The 16,352-nt window shown below is 51.9% G+C and carries 21 protein-coding genes; 20 read left to right on the top strand and 1 reads right to left on the bottom strand.

The annotated features are described in order from the left end of the window. The first annotated feature begins 65 nt into the window (after nt 1-65). Nucleotides 66-4,268: a DNA-directed RNA polymerase subunit beta' gene (gene rpoC / locus JNC80_RS06405; RefSeq protein ID WP_376709818.1), complete on the top strand. Its 4,203-nt coding sequence runs from the start codon at nt 66-68 to the stop codon at nt 4,266-4,268. A 126-nt stretch (nt 4,269-4,394) separates the two neighbouring features. Here the strand turns inward: rpoC and JNC80_RS06410 are convergent, their stop codons facing one another. Further along, nucleotides 4,395-4,703, bottom strand: a complete 309-nt coding sequence (locus JNC80_RS06410) for a hypothetical protein (RefSeq protein ID WP_022709964.1) — start codon at nt 4,701-4,703, stop codon at nt 4,395-4,397. 502 nt (nt 4,704-5,205) lie between these two features. Here JNC80_RS06410 and rpsL point away from each other — a divergent pair. The 19 genes from rpsL (at nt 5,206) to rpsN (ending at nt 16,340) form a co-directional block, all read left to right on the top strand. Continuing rightward, a complete protein-coding gene (rpsL, locus tag JNC80_RS06415; RefSeq protein WP_022709963.1) occupies nt 5,206-5,577 on the top strand; it encodes a 30S ribosomal protein S12 in 372 nt (123 codons plus the stop codon). Between the two features lie 69 nt (nt 5,578-5,646). Further along, a complete protein-coding gene (gene rpsG, locus JNC80_RS06420) occupies nt 5,647-6,117 on the top strand; it encodes a 30S ribosomal protein S7 (protein WP_022709962.1) in 471 nt (156 codons plus the stop codon). A gap of 30 nt (nt 6,118-6,147) precedes the next feature. Then, complete coding sequence (fusA, locus tag JNC80_RS06425; protein ID WP_022709961.1) at nt 6,148-8,232, top strand: elongation factor G; 2,085 nt, start codon at nt 6,148-6,150, stop codon at nt 8,230-8,232. A gap of 64 nt (nt 8,233-8,296) precedes the next feature. Next, nucleotides 8,297-9,472 carry an elongation factor Tu gene (gene tuf / locus JNC80_RS06430; protein ID WP_022710937.1) on the top strand — a complete coding sequence of 392 codons (1,176 nt, stop codon included), beginning with the start codon at nt 8,297-8,299 and terminating at the stop codon, nt 9,470-9,472. An 81-nt stretch (nt 9,473-9,553) separates the two neighbouring features. Further along, the gene (gene rpsJ / locus JNC80_RS06435; RefSeq protein ID WP_002964363.1) at nt 9,554-9,862 is read left to right on the top strand and encodes a 30S ribosomal protein S10; all 309 of its coding nucleotides are present in this window, start codon (nt 9,554-9,556) and stop codon (nt 9,860-9,862) included. Nucleotides 9,863-9,888: 26 nt separating this feature from the next. Next, nucleotides 9,889-10,617: a 50S ribosomal protein L3 gene (gene rplC, locus JNC80_RS06440; RefSeq protein WP_022710938.1), complete on the top strand. Its 729-nt coding sequence runs from the start codon at nt 9,889-9,891 to the stop codon at nt 10,615-10,617. Further along, nucleotides 10,617-11,237: a 50S ribosomal protein L4 gene (gene rplD, locus JNC80_RS06445; protein WP_022710939.1), complete on the top strand. Its 621-nt coding sequence runs from the start codon at nt 10,617-10,619 to the stop codon at nt 11,235-11,237. The genes rplC and rplD overlap by 1 nt, the downstream gene beginning before the upstream one ends. Next, nucleotides 11,234-11,527, top strand: coding sequence for a 50S ribosomal protein L23 (locus JNC80_RS06450; protein WP_022710940.1), 294 nt, complete (start codon nt 11,234-11,236; stop codon nt 11,525-11,527). Before rplD ends, JNC80_RS06450 begins: the two co-directional genes overlap by 4 nt. A gap of 20 nt (nt 11,528-11,547) precedes the next feature. Next, nucleotides 11,548-12,381, top strand: coding sequence for a 50S ribosomal protein L2 (rplB, locus tag JNC80_RS06455; protein WP_022710941.1), 834 nt, complete (start codon nt 11,548-11,550; stop codon nt 12,379-12,381). A 15-nt stretch (nt 12,382-12,396) separates the two neighbouring features. Then, a complete protein-coding gene (gene rpsS, locus JNC80_RS06460; RefSeq protein WP_022710942.1) occupies nt 12,397-12,675 on the top strand; it encodes a 30S ribosomal protein S19 in 279 nt (92 codons plus the stop codon). A gap of 2 nt (nt 12,676-12,677) precedes the next feature. After that, the gene (gene rplV / locus JNC80_RS06465; RefSeq protein ID WP_022710943.1) at nt 12,678-13,067 is read left to right on the top strand and encodes a 50S ribosomal protein L22; all 390 of its coding nucleotides are present in this window, start codon (nt 12,678-12,680) and stop codon (nt 13,065-13,067) included. Then, complete coding sequence (gene rpsC, locus JNC80_RS06470) at nt 13,067-13,777, top strand: 30S ribosomal protein S3 (RefSeq protein ID WP_022710944.1); 711 nt, start codon at nt 13,067-13,069, stop codon at nt 13,775-13,777. Before rplV ends, rpsC begins: the two co-directional genes overlap by 1 nt. Before the next feature lie 39 nt (nt 13,778-13,816). After that, nucleotides 13,817-14,230, top strand: coding sequence for a 50S ribosomal protein L16 (rplP, locus tag JNC80_RS06475; RefSeq protein WP_022710945.1), 414 nt, complete (start codon nt 13,817-13,819; stop codon nt 14,228-14,230). An 11-nt stretch (nt 14,231-14,241) separates the two neighbouring features. After that, nucleotides 14,242-14,442 (top strand): 50S ribosomal protein L29, encoded by a 201-nt coding sequence (gene rpmC, locus JNC80_RS06480; RefSeq protein ID WP_022710946.1) that lies wholly within the window; start codon nt 14,242-14,244, stop codon nt 14,440-14,442. Nucleotides 14,443-14,454: 12 nt separating this feature from the next. Then, nucleotides 14,455-14,685: a 30S ribosomal protein S17 gene (gene rpsQ, locus JNC80_RS06485; protein ID WP_022710947.1), complete on the top strand. Its 231-nt coding sequence runs from the start codon at nt 14,455-14,457 to the stop codon at nt 14,683-14,685. A 79-nt stretch (nt 14,686-14,764) separates the two neighbouring features. After that, entirely contained in the window at nt 14,765-15,133 is a 369-nt protein-coding gene (rplN, locus tag JNC80_RS06490; protein WP_022710948.1) for a 50S ribosomal protein L14, read from the top strand. 13 nt (nt 15,134-15,146) lie between these two features. Then, entirely contained in the window at nt 15,147-15,458 is a 312-nt protein-coding gene (gene rplX, locus JNC80_RS06495) for a 50S ribosomal protein L24 (RefSeq protein ID WP_022710949.1), read from the top strand. Then, nucleotides 15,451-16,008, top strand: a complete 558-nt coding sequence (rplE, locus tag JNC80_RS06500; RefSeq protein WP_022710950.1) for a 50S ribosomal protein L5 — start codon at nt 15,451-15,453, stop codon at nt 16,006-16,008. The genes rplX and rplE overlap by 8 nt, the downstream gene beginning before the upstream one ends. Before the next feature lie 26 nt (nt 16,009-16,034). After that, nucleotides 16,035-16,340, top strand: coding sequence for a 30S ribosomal protein S14 (gene rpsN / locus JNC80_RS06505; RefSeq protein ID WP_022710951.1), 306 nt, complete (start codon nt 16,035-16,037; stop codon nt 16,338-16,340). Nucleotides 16,341-16,352 lie beyond the last annotated feature (12 nt).

Below are 16,352 nucleotides of genomic sequence, written 5' to 3' on the forward strand. Positions count from 1 at the left end.
AAACGCATGATGCTGTCGCGAAGTAGGCCAACTTTTGTGAAGCATGATGCCCTAAGGAGAACGGCATGAACCAAGAGGTCATGAATCTTTTCAATCCTCAGGCTCCGGTGCAGACATTCGATTCCATCCGGATTTCGATTGCCAGCCCTGAGAAGATTCTGTCCTGGTCATACGGCGAGATCAAAAAGCCAGAAACGATCAACTACCGTACGTTCAAACCTGAACGCGATGGTCTGTTCTGTGCCCGTATCTTCGGCCCGATCAAGGACTATGAGTGCCTGTGCGGCAAGTACAAGCGCATGAAATACAAGGGCATTATCTGTGAGAAGTGCGGCGTTGAAGTAACGCTGTCACGCGTGCGCCGTGAGCGCATGGGCCATATCGAACTGGCTGCTCCTGTTGCCCATATCTGGTTCCTGAAGTCGCTTCCTTCGCGTATCGGCACATTGCTTGATATGACGCTGAAGGATATCGAACGCGTTCTGTATTTCGAAAACTACATCGTAACAGAACCCGGCCTGACTTCCCTGAAAGAGCATCAGCTGCTTTCGGAAGAAGAATATATGATCGCTGTTGATGAATTCGGTGAAGACCAGTTCACAGCGCTGATCGGTGCGGAAGCGATCTATGATCTTCTGGCGACAATGGAACTCGAAAAGATTGCTGTGCAGCTGCGCACCGATCTGGCCGAAACCACTTCGGAACTGAAGACCAAGAAGCTGATGAAGCGTCTCAAAATCGTTGAGAACTTCATGGAATCCGGTAACCGTCCTGAGTGGATGATCATGAAGATCGTTCCGGTGATCCCGCCGGATCTGCGCCCGTTAGTGCCGCTGGATGGCGGTCGCTTTGCGACTTCCGATCTGAACGACCTTTACCGTCGCGTGATCAACCGTAACAACCGTCTGAAGCGCCTGATGGAGCTTCGTGCGCCTGGCATCATTATCCGTAACGAAAAGCGTATGCTGCAGGAAGCTGTTGACGCGCTGTTCGATAACGGCCGTCGCGGTCGTACCATTACCGGTGCGAATAAGCGTCCGCTGAAGTCACTTTCGGATATGCTGAAAGGTAAGCAGGGTCGTTTCCGTCAGAACCTTCTCGGTAAGCGCGTCGACTATTCCGGTCGTTCGGTTATCGTGACCGGTCCTGAGCTGAAACTGCACCAGTGCGGTCTGCCGAAGAAAATGGCTCTGGAACTGTTCAAGCCGTTTATCTACGCACGTCTTGACGCCAAGGGCTTCTCCTCGACTGTTAAGCAGGCGAAGAAGCTGGTTGAAAAAGAACGTCCGGAAGTTTGGGATATCCTTGATGAGGTTATCCGCGAGCATCCGGTTCTGCTTAACCGCGCGCCGACGCTGCACCGTCTTGGTATTCAGGCTTTCGAACCAACGCTGATCGAAGGTAAGGCAATTCAGCTGCACCCGCTCGTTTGTACTGCGTTTAACGCGGACTTCGACGGTGACCAGATGGCTGTTCACGTGCCGCTGTCGCTTGAAGCACAGCTCGAAGCACGCGTTCTGATGATGTCGACCAACAACATTCTGCATCCGGCAAACGGTCTTCCGATCATCGTGCCGTCGCAGGATATGGTTCTCGGCCTCTATTACCTGTCGATCGTTGCTGAAAACGAACCTGGTCAGGGCATGGTCTTCGCCGATATGGGTGAATTGCAGCATGCGCTGGAAACCAAAACCGTTACACTGCACACCAAGATCAAAGGCCGTTTCAAATCTGTTGATGCGGAAGGCAAGCCTGTATCGAAACTCTTTGACACAACACCGGGTCGTCTGATCCTCGGTGAATTGCTGCCGAAGAACGCCAATGTTCCTTTCGATATCTGCAATCAGGAAATGACCAAGAAGAACATCTCCAAGATGATCGATCTGGTTTACCGTCATTGCGGCCAGAAAGAGACAGTGATTTTCTGTGACCGCGTGATGCAGCTCGGCTTTGCCCATGCCTGCCGTGCCGGTATTTCCTTCGGTAAGGATGACATGGTCATTCCTGATGCCAAGGCGAAAATCGTTGCCGATACAGAAGCTTTGGCCAAGGAATATGAACAGCAGTACAATGACGGTCTGATCACTCAGGGCGAAAAGTACAACAAGGTTGTTGATGCCTGGGGTAAAGCGACTGACAAGATCGCCGACGAAATGATGGCCCGCATTAAGGCTGTTGAATTCGATCCGGAAACCGGTCGTCAGAAGCAGATGAACTCCATCTATATGATGTCGCACTCCGGTGCCCGTGGTTCGCCTTCGCAGATGCGTCAGCTCGGCGGTATGCGCGGTCTGATGGCCAAGCCTTCGGGCGAGATTATCGAAACACCGATTATCTCGAACTTTAAAGAAGGTCTGACCGTGAACGAGTACTTCAACTCGACACACGGTGCGCGTAAGGGTCTGGCCGATACGGCTCTGAAAACCGCTAACTCCGGTTATCTGACACGCCGTCTCGTTGACGTTGCGCAGGATGCGATCATTTCTGAACCGGATTGCGGTGCAACCGTTGGTCTGACAATGAACCCGATCGTTGATGCGGGTCAGATCGTGGCGTCGCTCGGCATGCGTATTCTGGGCCGTGTTGCTCTGGACGACATCAATCATCCGGTTACGGGTGAGCTGATTGTTGCTTCCGGCGACATGATCGAAGAGCGTCATGTGGAAGTGATCGAAAAAGCCGGTATCCAGACCGTTCGTATCCGTTCGGCTCTGACCTGTCTCACCCGCTCCGGCGTGTGCGGCAAGTGCTATGGTCGTGACCTTGCACGCGGTACTCCGGTGAACAAAGGTGAAGCTGTCGGTGTTATCGCTGCGCAGTCGATCGGTGAGCCTGGTACCCAGCTGACCATGCGTACGTTCCACCTTGGTGGTACAGCGCAGGTTGTGGACAGCTCCTATCTGGAAGCTTCCTATGAAGGTACTGTTGCACTGCGTAACCGCAATGTGGTTCGCAATTCCGACGGTCATCTGGTGGTTATGGGTCGTAACATGGCCGTTCTCATCATGGATGCATCCGGCAAGGAACGTGCAAGCCATCGTGTAACCTATGGTTCGCGCCTGTTCGTCGATGACGGTGATGCAGTGAAACGCGGTCAGCGTCTGGCCGAGTGGGATCCGTATACCCGTCCGATCATCACCGAAGTTGAAGGTGTGATTGAGTTTGAAGATATGGTTGACGGTCTGTCGGTTGCTGAAAACACCGATGAATCCACCGGTATCACCAAGCGCGTTGTTATTGACTGGCGTTCGACCCCGCGCGGTTCGGATCTGAAGCCTGCTCTTGTTGTTAAAGACAAGAACGGCAAAGTTGCGAAACTGTCGAAGGGTGGTGAAGCCCGCTTCCAGCTCTCCGTTGAGACCATTCTCTCGGTTGAGCCAGGTGCAACGGTTCGCGTCGGTGACGTGATTGCCCGTCTGCCTATGGAAAGCGCGAAGACCAAGGATATTACCGGTGGTCTGCCACGCGTGGCTGAACTGTTCGAAGCTCGTCGTCCGAAGGATCATGCGATCATCGCTGAAGTTGATGGTACAATCCGTTTCGGCCGCGATTACAAGAACAAGCGCCGCATCATTATTGAACCGAATGACCATAATCTGGAGCCGGTTGAATATCTGATCCCTAAAGGCAAGCCTTTCCATCTTCAGGATGGCGATGCGATCGAAAAGGGTGACTATATTCTTGACGGTAATCCTGCGCCGCATGACATTCTGGCGATCAAGGGCGTGGAAGCACTTGCTTCTTACCTCGTGAACGAAATTCAGGAAGTCTACCGTCTGCAGGGTGTGACGATCAACGATAAGCATATCGAAGTGATCGTTCGTCAGATGCTGCAGAAGGTTGAGATCACGGAATCCGGTGACAGCACCTATATTCCGGGCGATCATGTTGACCGTATTGAACTTGACGAAATTAATGATCGTCTGGTTGAAGACGGCAAGAAGCCTGCTGAAGGTCTGCCGGTTCTGCTCGGTATTACGAAGGCATCGTTGCAGACACCTTCCTTCATCTCGGCTGCTTCCTTCCAGGAAACAACCCGCGTTCTGACCGAAGCGGCAGTTGCCGGTAAGATGGATACGCTGCAGGGTCTGAAGGAAAACGTGATTGTTGGTCGTCTGATCCCTGCCGGTACCGGCGGTATGATGAGCCAGATCCGTCGTATTGCGACAGCCCGCGATGATCTGATTATCGATGAGCGCCGCAAAACTTCCGGTGCGGATGCTGCAAATGCAATGCTGGTCGATATGACCAATAATGCAGCGGAATAATCCGACATTATAAGAAATGAAAAAGGCCACCTTCGGGTGGCCTTTTTTGTATGGGAGCAGGAGAAACTGTTCATAAAAAAAGCGCCGCATGAAGCGGCGCTTTATCATAAGTAAGATGAGATACGATTATTCTTCGTCTTCATCATCTTCATGAGAGCCGTCAAACTCGATCATCGCAACCTGACCGGAGAGGGCGGTATTGTAACCGCTCAGATATGGTTCTTCTTCCGGCTGCTCGGTCAATGTACCGATTTCGGTAATTTCGGCTTCAGCAAAACCTTCATTGGCAAGGATTTCCAAAGTTGCCTGAATGACATCTTCTTCCGGTTCCGATTTCAACAGGATGTGGACATTGACGGGATCGCTCTCGCCGTCCTTCCATGCATCTGCAATAATGAGAAACACTTCATTCGAATCGGGATTTGTGTCTGACACGGGGCATTCCTTAATTTCCGGTTAAACTTGCCCTGTATCAGGGCCTGAAACGGCTGAATCAGACTGTCTGCATAAAAGATAATCATCCAAAAGGACAGTCGGATAAGGATTCTGCCGGTATTTTATGTGATTTGCATAACAAGTGATGCAATTTCAGACAAAATTACCCGCTTTTGAGGGATGAAATTCCGATTTGTCTGTCATAAATCAGAAAACTCCGCTGCCGGTCTTGACGAAACGCGCCTTTAAGCGTATCAGCACACCATCTGAGCCGATGTGAGGCTGGCTGTTCCGGAGTGACATACTCTGGAGTTTGTCTCAAACAGGGTTCGTTTTACGATCTAAAATGCAAATTGCCGTTCGCATGAAGGTAACTTCCTCTGCTTTTGTTCGGGCATGCCAGCGCTAGCGTTGGCACAATGTCCGATTTTGTGCATATGCATAACGGTGAAACGGCCCATTTGGGCAAAAGATACGAGTTTATTTAGTAGAGGAAGGTTCAATGCCTACCGTAAACCAGCTGATCCGCAAACCTCGCCAGGCGCAGGTTAAGCGTAATAAGGTTCCTGCTCTGCAGGCAAACCCACAGAAGCGCGGCGTATGTACCCGCGTTTATACAACAACCCCGAAAAAGCCGAACTCGGCGCTGCGTAAAGTAGCAAAGATTCGTCTGACCAACGGCTTTGAAGTTATTGGTTATATTCCGGGTGAAGGTCACAACCTTCAGGAACATTCGGTAGTTATGATCCGCGGCGGCCGCGTCAAGGATTTGCCGGGTGTGCGTTACCACATCATCCGTGGTGTGCTCGATACCCAGGGTGTTAAAAACCGTAAGCAGCGTCGTTCGCTGTATGGTGCTAAGCGTCCTAAATAATAATTTTCCGGGGATACCGGCCACCTGATCCTCAGGTGAGTTGAGCCCGATGTAATTAAAGAGACAAATATGTCCCGTCGTCACAGTGCTGAAAAGCGTGAAATCAATCCGGATCCAAAGTTTGGTGATCTGGTTGTGACCAAATTCATGAACGCAATCATGCTTCATGGTAAGAAATCTGTTGCAGAGTCCATCGTTTACGGTGCTCTGGATTCTGTTGAAGCGAAAGCTAAGCAGGATGGTCTGGTGATGTTCCATCAGGCGCTCGACAATGTTGCGCCGCATGTGGAAGTGCGCTCCCGCCGAGTTGGTGGTGCGACTTATCAGGTTCCTGTTGATGTTCGCCCTGACCGTCGTCAGGCGCTGGCAATCCGCTGGCTGATCAATGCCGCTCGCAACCGCAACGAAACAACGATGATTGATCGTCTGTCCGGCGAATTGCTTGATGCTGCAAACAACCGTGGTTCGGCTGTTAAGAAGCGTGAAGATACGCACCGTATGGCTGAAGCTAACCGCGCATTCTCGCATTACCGCTGGTAATCGTCGAACTCTATTCAAAGAGCAAATATTATGGCCCGCGAATATAAAATCGAAGACTACCGTAATTTCGGTATTATGGCGCACATCGATGCCGGTAAAACGACAACGACTGAGCGTATCCTGTTCTACACAGGTAAGAACCATAAAATCGGTGAAACGCACGACGGCGCCTCCACAATGGACTGGATGGAGCAGGAGCAGGAACGTGGTATCACGATTACTTCTGCTGCGACCACCACATTCTGGGAAGGCCGTGATGGCAAGAAGCGTCGCTTCAACATCATCGATACTCCTGGTCACGTTGACTTCACGATTGAAGTTGAGCGTTCCCTGCGCGTTCTCGACGGTGCGATCGCACTTCTCGATGCTAACGCCGGTGTAGAGCCGCAGACTGAAACTGTATGGCGTCAGGCTGAAAAATACCACGTACCACGTATGGTTCTTGTCAATAAAATGGACAAGATCGGTGCGGATTTCTATCGCTGCGTAGAAATGATCAAAACCCGTCTGGGTGCGACTGCTCTCGTTATTCAGCTGCCAATCGGTGCTGAAAACGAATTCGGCGGTGTGATCGATCTCGTTGAGATGAAGGCCCTGACATGGGATGGCTCAATCGGCGCTCCGACGCAGGTTGGTGAAATTCCTGCTGACCTTCAGGCAAAAGCAGAAGAATATCGCGAAAAGCTGATCGAAACTGCTGTTGAAATCGATGAAGCTGCAATGGAAGCTTATCTGGAAGGCACTCTGCCAACCAATGATGAGCTGCGTGCACTGATCCGTAAGGGTACAATTGCTGTTCAGTTCCATCCGGTGCTTTGCAGCACCGCGTTCAAGAACAAGGGCATTCAGCCTGTTCTGGATGCAGTTGTTGACTATCTGCCAGCTCCTAACGAAGTGCCTGCGATTAAAGGTATCGACGTAAAGACTGAAACAGAAACAACCCGTGAATCTTCAGATGAAGCTCCGCTTTCTCTGCTCGCATTCAAGATCATGAACGATCCGTTCGTTGGTTCTCTGACCTTCGCACGTATTTACTCGGGTAAGCTGACCAAGGGTGTTTCTCTCGAAAACACTGTTAAGGGCAAGCGCGAACGTATCGGCCGTATGCTGCAGATGCACTCGAACTCCCGTGAAGATATCGAAGAAGCATTTGCCGGTGACATCGTTGCTCTGGCTGGCCTCAAGGAAACCACAACCGGTGACACGCTCTGCGATCCGCTGAAGCCTGTTATTCTGGAACGTATGGAATTCCCTGATCCGGTTATCGAAATCGCGATTGAACCAAAGACCAAAGCTGACCAGGAAAAGATGGGTATCGCCCTGAACCGTCTGGCTGCTGAAGATCCTTCATTCCGCGTTAAGTCGGACGAAGAATCCGGTCAGACCATTATTGCCGGTATGGGTGAACTTCACCTCGACATTCTGGTTGACCGTATGCGTCGTGAGTTCAAGGTTGAAGCTAACATTGGTCAGCCGCAGGTTGCCTATCGTGAAAGCATCACCCGTAAAGCTGAAATCGACTATACACATAAGAAACAGTCCGGTGGTTCCGGTCAGTTCGCTCGTGTTAAGATCGTATTTGAGCCGCATGAAGGTGATGACTTCATCTTCGATTCCAAGATCGTTGGTGGTGCTGTTCCTAAGGAATACATCCCGGGCGTTCAGAAGGGTATCGAAAGCGTTATGGGTGCAGGTCCTCTGGCAGGCTTCCCGATGCTCGGTGTTAAGGCGACCCTTATCGATGGTGCATACCACGATGTTGACTCGTCTGTTCTGGCCTTCGAAATCGCTGCCCGTGCAGCATTCCGTGAAGGTGCACAGAAAGCTGGTGCTCAGTTGCTCGAACCGATCATGAAGGTCGAAGTCGTGACTCCTGAGGATTACGTTGGTGACGTTATTGGCGATCTGAATTCCCGTCGTGGTCAGATTTCCGGTACTGAAGCCCGTGGTATTGCTACTGTAGTTAACGCAAATGTTCCGCTGGCCAGCATGTTTGGTTACGTGAACAACCTGCGCTCGATGTCACAGGGCCGCGCCCAGTACACCATGCAGTTCGACCATTATGAGCCGGTTCCTGCAGCAGTAGCCGCAGAAATCCAGAAGAAGTTTGCGTAAGCCTTTTGGCTTACGCTCGTTAAAATAAGAATGCCTGAGCAGGCTAAATTTATGGAGAGCTCAGATGGCAAAGAGCAAATTTGAACGTACTAAACCACACGTCAACATCGGCACCATCGGTCACGTTGACCATGGTAAGACCTCGTTGACAGCTGCAATCACCAAATTCTTTGGTGACTTCCGCGCTTACGACCAGATCGATAACGCACCGGAAGAAAAAGCCCGCGGTATCACCATTTCGACCTCGCACGTTGAATATGAAACAGAAAACCGCCACTACGCACACGTAGACTGCCCAGGCCACGCTGACTATGTTAAGAACATGATCACCGGTGCTGCGCAGATGGACGGCGCGATCCTGGTTGTTAACGCTGCTGACGGCCCGATGCCACAGACCCGTGAGCACATCCTGCTCGCTCGTCAGGTTGGTGTGCCTGCAATCGTTGTGTTCCTGAACAAAGTTGATCAGGTTGACGATGCTGAGCTGCTCGAACTCGTAGAAATGGAAGTTCGTGAACTTCTGTCGAAATACGACTTCCCAGGCGATGATATTCCAGTTGTTAAGGGTTCGGCTCTGGCAGCTCTGGAAGACAGCAACAAGACAATCGGTGAAGATGCAGTTCGTGAACTGATGGCCGCTGTTGATGCTTACATCCCAACTCCAGAACGTCCTGTTGACCAGCCGTTCCTGATGCCAATCGAAGACGTATTCTCGATCTCCGGCCGTGGTACAGTTGTTACCGGTCGTGTAGAACGCGGTATCGTTAAAGTTGGTGAAGAAGTTGAAATCGTTGGTATCAAAGCTACCGGCAAGACAACTGTTACCGGCGTTGAAATGTTCCGCAAGCTGCTCGATCAGGGCCAGGCTGGCGACAACATCGGTGCACTGGTTCGCGGTGTAGGTCGTGATGACGTTGAACGTGGTCAGGTTCTCTGCAAGCCAGGTTCGGTTAAGCCACACACCAAGTTCAAGGCAGAAGCTTATATTCTGACCAAAGACGAAGGTGGCCGTCATACACCATTCTTCACAAACTACCGTCCGCAGTTCTACTTCCGTACAACTGACGTAACCGGTATTGTGACCTTGCCAGAAGGCGTGGAAATGGTTATGCCGGGCGACAACGTAACTGTTGATGTTGCGCTGATCGTGCCAATCGCTATGGAAGAAAAACTCCGTTTCGCGATCCGTGAAGGTGGCCGCACCGTTGGTGCAGGTATCGTCGCTTCGATCATCGAATAATAGATTTGTGCAGGGCGTTTGGTTTGGTGGTTTAAAATCATCTTCAAAGCCAAACGTCCCGCGTAATAAGGAACAAATCAAATGAACGGTCAAAATATCCGCATTCGCCTTAAGGCGTTTGACCATCGGATCCTTGACGCTTCGACCCGCGAAATCGTGTCGACTGCCAAGCGTACCGGTGCCAATGTGCGCGGACCGATCCCTCTGCCAACACGGATCGAAAAGTTCACAGTTAACCGGTCGCCGCACATCGATAAGAAGAGCCGCGAGCAGTTCGAGATGCGCACTCATAAGCGTCTTCTCGATATCGTTGACCCAACCCCACAGACTGTAGATGCGCTGATGAAGCTGGATCTGTCGGCTGGTGTTGATGTCGAGATCAAGCTGTAAGGCTTGAGGACGGAAGGAACGAACCGATGCGTTCAGGTGTTATTGCACAAAAGCTGGGCATGACCCGCGTTTATACAGACGCTGGCGAGCATGTACCGGTGACAGTACTCCGCATGGAGAACTGCCACGTTGTAGCTCAGCGCACAGTAGAAAAAAACGGCTACACAGCCGTACAGCTTGGCGTAGGATTGGCCAAGGTGAAGAACACGACCAAGGCTCTGCGCGGTCACTTCGCGAAGGCTGAAGTTGAACCGAAAGCGAAAGTAGCTGAATTCCGCGTTTCAGAAGACAATCTTCTGGATGTAGGCGCAGAAATCACTGCTGAGCATTTTGTAGCCGGTCAGAAAGTTGACGTTACAGGTACAACAATCGGTAAAGGTTTTGCCGGTGTTATGAAGCGTCACAACTTCGGCGGCGGCCGCGCAACTCATGGTAACTCGGTATCCCACCGTGCCCATGGTTCGACCGGTCAGCGTCAGGATCCAGGTAAAGTATTTAAAGGCAAGAAAATGGCCGGTCACATGGGTCAGACCCGTGTAACCACGCAGAATATTGAAGTCGTTTCTACCGACCTCGATCGCGGCCTGATCCTTGTTCGCGGTGCTGTTCCTGGTTCCAAGGGTGCATGGATCTATGTTCGTGATGCTGTAAAAGTATCGCTGCCAGAAAATGCTCCTAAGCCAGCTGGCCTGCGCCAAGCTAAAGGTGAAGCTGCTGCGGTTGCAGAACCTGCAGCGACTGAGGGAGCCGAATAATGGATCTCACAATTACAACACTTGAAGGCAAGGATGCCGGTAAAGTGCAGCTGTCCGAAGAAATCTTCGGTCTTGAGCCGCGCGATGACATCCTTCAGCGCGTTGTCCTTTGGCAGCTCGCTCGCCGTCAGCAGGGTACCCACCAGACTCTGACCCGTGGTGAAGTTGCACGTACCGGTGCAAAAATGTACAAGCAGAAGGGTACCGGCCGCGCCCGTCACCATTCCGCTCGTGCACCACAGTTCCGTGGCGGTGGTAAGGCTCATGGCCCTGTAGCCCGCAGCCATGCACATGATCTTCCTAAGAAGGTTCGTGCTCTGGCTCTGCGTCACGCCCTTTCGGCTAAGGTTAAAGCCTCTGATCTGATCATCATTGATGATCTGGCAGCTGCAGAAGCCAAGACCAAGCTGCTGGTAAGCCAGTTTGCTAATCTCGGTCTGGAAAACGCACTGCTGATCGGTGGTTCGGAAATCGACGCCAACTTCAAGCTGGCTGCATCCAATATCCCGAATATTGATGTGCTGCCGGTACAGGGCATCAACGTTTACGACATTCTTCGCCGTGGCAAGCTCGTCCTTTCCAAGGCAGCTGTCGAAGCCCTCGAGGAGCGTTTCAAATGACAGATCTTCGTCACTATGATGTGATCGTTAGCCCGGTCATTACCGAAAAGTCGACCATGGTTTCCGAATTTAACCAGATCGTCTTTAACGTAGCCCGCAAGGCCACGAAACCAGAGATCAAAGCTGCAGTAGAAGCGCTTTTCGGCGTGAAAGTTACAGCTGTGAACACCACTGTGCGTAAAGGCAAAGTGAAGCGTTTCCGCGGTATTGTTGGGCGCCAGAGCGATGTCAAGAAAGCGATCGTAACTTTGGCTGAAGGCCAGAGCATCGACGTTTCGACTGGTCTCTGAGAGGCCGTGGAGTAAAGACAATGGCACTCAAGCACTTTAACCCGATCACTCCTGGCCAGCGTCAGCTGGTCATCGTGGATCGTTCGGAGCTCTTCAAAGGCAAGCCGGTCAAAGCATTGACCGAAGGTTTGACTAAAAAGGGCGGTCGTAACAACACCGGTCGTATCACTGTTCGCTATCAGGGCGGTGGTCACAAGCGTACGTATCGCTTTATTGATTTCAAGCGTACGAAACACGATGTGTCCGCTACTGTTGAGCGTCTGGAATACGATCCAAACCGTACCGCATTCATCGCGCTGATCCGCTACGAAGACGGTGAGCTGAGCTACATCCTGGCACCACAGCGTCTTGCTGTCGGCGACAAGGTTATCTCCGGCGCACAGGTTGACGTTAAGCCAGGTAACGCGATGCCACTCGGTGCGATGCCGGTTGGTACCATCATCCACAACGTGGAAATGAAGCCAGGCAAGGGCGGTCAGATCGCTCGCTCGGCCGGTACCTATGCACAGCTCGTTGGCCGTGACCAGGGCATGGCGATCCTTCGCCTGAACTCCGGTGAACAGCGTCTGGTACATTCCGGTTGTCTCGCAACTGTTGGCGCTGTATCCAATCCGGATCACGGCAACACCAACGACGGTAAAGCCGGTCGTTCCGTATGGCGCGGTAAGCGTCCACACGTACGCGGCGTTGCCATGAACCCGGTTGATCACCCACACGGTGGTGGTGAAGGTCGTACCTCGGGTGGTCGTCATCCTGTTACTCCGTGGGGCAAACCTACGAAGGGCAAGAAGACACGCTCGAACAAGGCGACGGACAAATTCATCATGCGTTCGCGTCATCAGCGTAAGAAATAAGAGAGGTAGTCTAAAGTGGCTCGTTCAGTTTGGAAAGGACCGTTTATTGACGGCTATCTTCTCAAGAAGGCTGAGAAGGTACGCTCCGGCGGTCGTAATGAGGTCATCAAGATCTGGAGCCGTCGCTCCACGATCCTGCCGCAGTTTGTTGGCCTGACCTTTGGTGTATACAACGGTAATAAACACATTCCTGTGTCCATCTCCGAAGAAATGGTCGGACACAAGTTCGGTGAATTCGCTCCAACCCGTACCTATTACGGTCACGGTGCGGACAAGAAAGCGAAGAGGAAGTAAGTATGGGCAAGGCCAAGGCTCCGCGCCAGCTTAAGGATAACGAGGCGAAAGCCGTCGCCCGCACGATTCGCGTTAGCCCGCAGAAACTTAATCTTGTCGCGGCTCTGATCCGCGGCAAGAAAGTCAACGCGGCACTTGCTGATCTGTCATTCTCGCGCAAGCGCATTGCAGAGACAGTTAAGAAGACGCTTGAATCGGCAATCGCCAACGCAGAAAACAATCACGACCTCGATGTTGATGCTTTGATCGTCGCGGAAGCTTCTGTTGGCAAGTCGATCGTCATGAAGCGCTTTCATGTGCGTGGCCGTGGTAAGGCGAGCCGGATTGAACGTCCGTTCTCTCACCTGACCATCGTTGTCCGCGAAGTCGCCGAAAAAGGGGAGGCCGCATAATGGGCCAGAAGATTAATCCGATCGGTCTTCGTCTGGGCATTAACCGTACCTGGGATTCGCGTTGGTACGCGAATACCGGCGAATACGGTAAGCTCCTTCATGAAGATCTGAAGATCCGCAAATACCTGACTGAAGAACTCAAGCAGGCTGCGATCTCCAAAATCGTGATTGAACGTCCGCACAAGAAGTGCCGTGTGACCATTCACTCGGCTCGTCCGGGCATCATTATCGGTAAGAAGGGTGCAGATATCGAAAAGCTCCGTAAGAAGCTCTCCGATATGACCAACTCTGATGCGGTTCTCAACATTGTTGAAGTTCGCAAGCCAGAAGTTGACGCTACCCTGATTGCTCAGTCGATCACTCAGCAGCTGGAACGCCGTGTGGCATTCCGTCGCGCTATGAAGCGTGCTGTTCAGTCCGCAATGCGTCTCGGCGCAGAAGGCATCCGTATTAATTGTTCGGGTCGTCTTGGCGGTGCAGAAATTGCTCGTATGGAATGGTACCGTGAAGGTCGCGTTCCTCTTCACACTCTGCGCGCTGATATTGACTACGGTACAGCTGAAGCACAGACCGCTTACGGTATCTGCGGCGTGAAAGTTTGGGTATTCAAAGGCGAAATCCTTGAGCATGACCCAATGGCTTCCGAACGTCGTGCGATTGAAGCCGACGCTCAGGGTCCGCAGTCGAACCGCCGCCGCGAAAACGCTTAATTTTAAGCGTTTTCGGTTAGAATATTGGAGTAGAGAACAATGTTGCAGCCTAAGCGCACAAAGTTCCGTAAGCAGTTCAAGGGCCGTATTCACGGTGAATCCAAGGGCGGTACGGATCTGAACTTCGGTGCTTTCGGTCTGAAGGCAGTCGAGCCTGAACGCGTTACCGCACGTCAGATCGAAGCCGCTCGCCGCGCTATTACCCGTCACATGAAACGTGCCGGTCGTGTATGGATCCGGATCTTCCCGGATCTGCCAGTAACTTCCAAGCCTACCGAAGTCCGTATGGGTAAAGGTAAGGGTTCAGTTGATTACTGGGCATGCCGCGTAGCACCAGGTCGTGTTATGTTTGAGCTTGACGGCGTACCTGAAGATGTGGCACGTGAAGCTCTCCGACTCGGAGCTGCGAAGCTGCCGATCAAGACGCGTTTTATTCAACGCATCGCTGAATAAGAGAGACAGCTATGAAAGCCGCAGACATCCGGGCGAAAAGCCTCGACCAGCTGACTGAACAGTTGGGTGGATTGAAGAAAGAGCAGTTTAACCTGCGCTTTCAGAAAGCCACTGGTCAGTTAGAAAAAACCGCACGTGTGAAGCAGGTTCGCCGCGACATCGCACGTATTAAGACTATTGCCCGCCAGAAGGCGGCCGAAAGCAAGGCATAAGGAATTTAAATAATGCCTAAACGCATTCTGCAGGGCGTTGTCGTCAGCGACAAGAACGACAAAACTGTCGTTGTTAAAGTGGAGCGCCGTTTCGCGCATCCACTGCTTCAGAAGATTATTCGTCAATCGAAGAAGTACAAAGCGCATGACGAAAACAACCAGTTCAAGGTTGGCGATCAGGTTTCCATTCAGGAATCTGCTCCAATTTCGAAAGACAAACGTTGGGTAGTTCTCGCGAACTAAGCAACGGGCTAACATTAAACACGCAGCTTAGGTAGGGCAGGAGCCCTTAACCAGCTGAGAGATAAGAAGGCGGCCAGTCATGATTCAGATGCAAACAAACCTCGACGTGGCGGATAACTCCGGCGCACGTCGTGTCATGTGCATCAAGGTGCTGGGCGGCTCGAAACGGAAATACGCTTCCGTTGGTGACATCATTGTGGTGTCCATCAAGGAAGCGATTCCTCGTGGCCGCGTTAAAAAAGGTGACGTAATGAAAGCGGTTGTGGTTCGCACAGCCAAAGACATTCGTCGCCCAGATGGTAGCGTTATCCGTTTTGATAACAATGCTGCTGTTTTGATTGACAACAAGAAAGAGCCTATCGGCACTCGTATCTTCGGACCGGTTCCGCGTGAACTTCGCGCTAAGAGCCACATGAAGATCATCTCGCTGGCTCCAGAAGTTCTGTAAGGGAAGTTCGACGATGCAAAAGATTCGCAAAGGCGACCGCGTTGTTGTGCTTGCCGGTAAGGACAAGGGCCGTACCGGTGAAGTGATCAAGGTCTTGCCGAAAGAAGATCAGGCTTTCGTAAGCGGTATCAATATTGTTAAGCGCCATCAGCGTCAGACACAGACTCAGGAAGCCGGCATTATTTCGAAAGAAGCCGCAATCCATCTGTCAAACCTGGCGATTGCTGATCCTAAAGACGGTAAACCAACCCGCGTTGGTTTCGTCGAAAAAGACGGCAAGAAGGTACGCGTAGCAAAACGTTCCGGAGAGTCGATCGATGGCTGAAGCAAAGAGTGAACCACGCTTCAAGACGCTTTATAAGGATACAATCCGTAAAGCTATGCTTGAAGAGTTCAAATACAGCAACGAAATGCAGATTCCACGCGTTTCGAAAGTTGTAATCAATATGGGTGTTGGCGAAGCCACTGCAGACTCCAAAAAGCCTGCGCGTGCTGCCGAAGATCTGTCTCAGATCGCCGGTCAGAAAGCCGTTGTCACCCGTGCACGCAACTCGATCGCTACCTTCAAACTCCGTGAAGATATGCCGATCGGTACGAAAGTCACCCTGCGTGGTGAGCGTATGTACGAATTTTTGGATCGTCTGATCACGATCGCGCTTCCACGCGTTCGCGACTTCCGCGGTCTGAATCCTAAAAGCTTTGACGGTCGTGGCAACTTCGCCATGGGTATCAAGGAACACATCGTGTTTCCAGAAATCAACTACGATAAAGTTGATCAGATCTGGGGCATGGACATCATCGTTTGCACGACTGCACCAACGGATGATGAAGCCCGCGCTCTTCTGCGCGCCTTCAACTTCCCGTTCCGCCAGTAACGGCAAGCGTAGCGAGGTAATCAAAAATGGCCAAGACTAGCGCAGTCGAAAAAAACAAGCGCCGCGAAAAGTTGGTTAAGCGTCATGCTGAAAAGCGTGCACGTTTGAAGGCAATTGTTATGGATCAGTCCCTGCCTCTGGATGAGCGCTTCCGCGCTACCATTCAGCTGGCTGAGATGCCACGTAACTCCTCCAAGGTTCGCATTCGCAACCGTTGCGAAGTGTCCGGACGTCCACGCGGTTTCTACCGCAAGCTTAAGATGTCGCGTATTGCGTTGCGCCAGCTGGGTTCGCTCGGCCAGGTGCCAGGCATCGTGAAATCGAGCTGGTAAGGAGAGTTATAA

The organism is Pseudochrobactrum lubricantis (assembly GCF_041929865.1).
Classification (GTDB): Bacteria; Pseudomonadota; Alphaproteobacteria; order Rhizobiales; family Rhizobiaceae; genus Pseudochrobactrum; species Pseudochrobactrum saccharolyticum.

Excerpts from the sequence above, each read along its gene's own strand:
- rplP (WP_022710945.1), top strand. The coding sequence starts at position 13,817 with ATGTTGCAGCCTAAGCGCACAAAGTTCCGTAAGCAGTTCAAGGGCCGT.
- rplE (WP_022710950.1), top strand. The coding sequence starts at position 15,451 with ATGGCTGAAGCAAAGAGTGAACCACGCTTCAAGACGCTTTATAAGGAT.
- rplN (WP_022710948.1), top strand. The coding sequence starts at position 14,765 with ATGATTCAGATGCAAACAAACCTCGACGTGGCGGATAACTCCGGCGCA.
- rplB (WP_022710941.1), top strand. The coding sequence starts at position 11,548 with ATGGCACTCAAGCACTTTAACCCGATCACTCCTGGCCAGCGTCAGCTG.
- rpsC (WP_022710944.1), top strand. The coding sequence starts at position 13,067 with ATGGGCCAGAAGATTAATCCGATCGGTCTTCGTCTGGGCATTAACCGT.
- rplX (WP_022710949.1), top strand. The coding sequence starts at position 15,147 with ATGCAAAAGATTCGCAAAGGCGACCGCGTTGTTGTGCTTGCCGGTAAG.
- fusA (WP_022709961.1), top strand. The coding sequence starts at position 6,148 with ATGGCCCGCGAATATAAAATCGAAGACTACCGTAATTTCGGTATTATG.
- rpsG (WP_022709962.1), top strand. The coding sequence starts at position 5,647 with ATGTCCCGTCGTCACAGTGCTGAAAAGCGTGAAATCAATCCGGATCCA.
- rpsQ (WP_022710947.1), top strand. The coding sequence starts at position 14,455 with ATGCCTAAACGCATTCTGCAGGGCGTTGTCGTCAGCGACAAGAACGAC.
- rpsN (WP_022710951.1), top strand. The coding sequence starts at position 16,035 with ATGGCCAAGACTAGCGCAGTCGAAAAAAACAAGCGCCGCGAAAAGTTG.
- rpoC (WP_376709818.1), top strand. The coding sequence starts at position 66 with ATGAACCAAGAGGTCATGAATCTTTTCAATCCTCAGGCTCCGGTGCAG.
- rpmC (WP_022710946.1), top strand. The coding sequence starts at position 14,242 with ATGAAAGCCGCAGACATCCGGGCGAAAAGCCTCGACCAGCTGACTGAA.
- rpsL (WP_022709963.1), top strand. The coding sequence starts at position 5,206 with ATGCCTACCGTAAACCAGCTGATCCGCAAACCTCGCCAGGCGCAGGTT.
- JNC80_RS06450 (WP_022710940.1), top strand. The coding sequence starts at position 11,234 with ATGACAGATCTTCGTCACTATGATGTGATCGTTAGCCCGGTCATTACC.
- tuf (WP_022710937.1), top strand. The coding sequence starts at position 8,297 with ATGGCAAAGAGCAAATTTGAACGTACTAAACCACACGTCAACATCGGC.
- rplV (WP_022710943.1), top strand. The coding sequence starts at position 12,678 with ATGGGCAAGGCCAAGGCTCCGCGCCAGCTTAAGGATAACGAGGCGAAA.
- rplC (WP_022710938.1), top strand. The coding sequence starts at position 9,889 with ATGCGTTCAGGTGTTATTGCACAAAAGCTGGGCATGACCCGCGTTTAT.
- rplD (WP_022710939.1), top strand. The coding sequence starts at position 10,617 with ATGGATCTCACAATTACAACACTTGAAGGCAAGGATGCCGGTAAAGTG.
- rpsJ (WP_002964363.1), top strand. The coding sequence starts at position 9,554 with ATGAACGGTCAAAATATCCGCATTCGCCTTAAGGCGTTTGACCATCGG.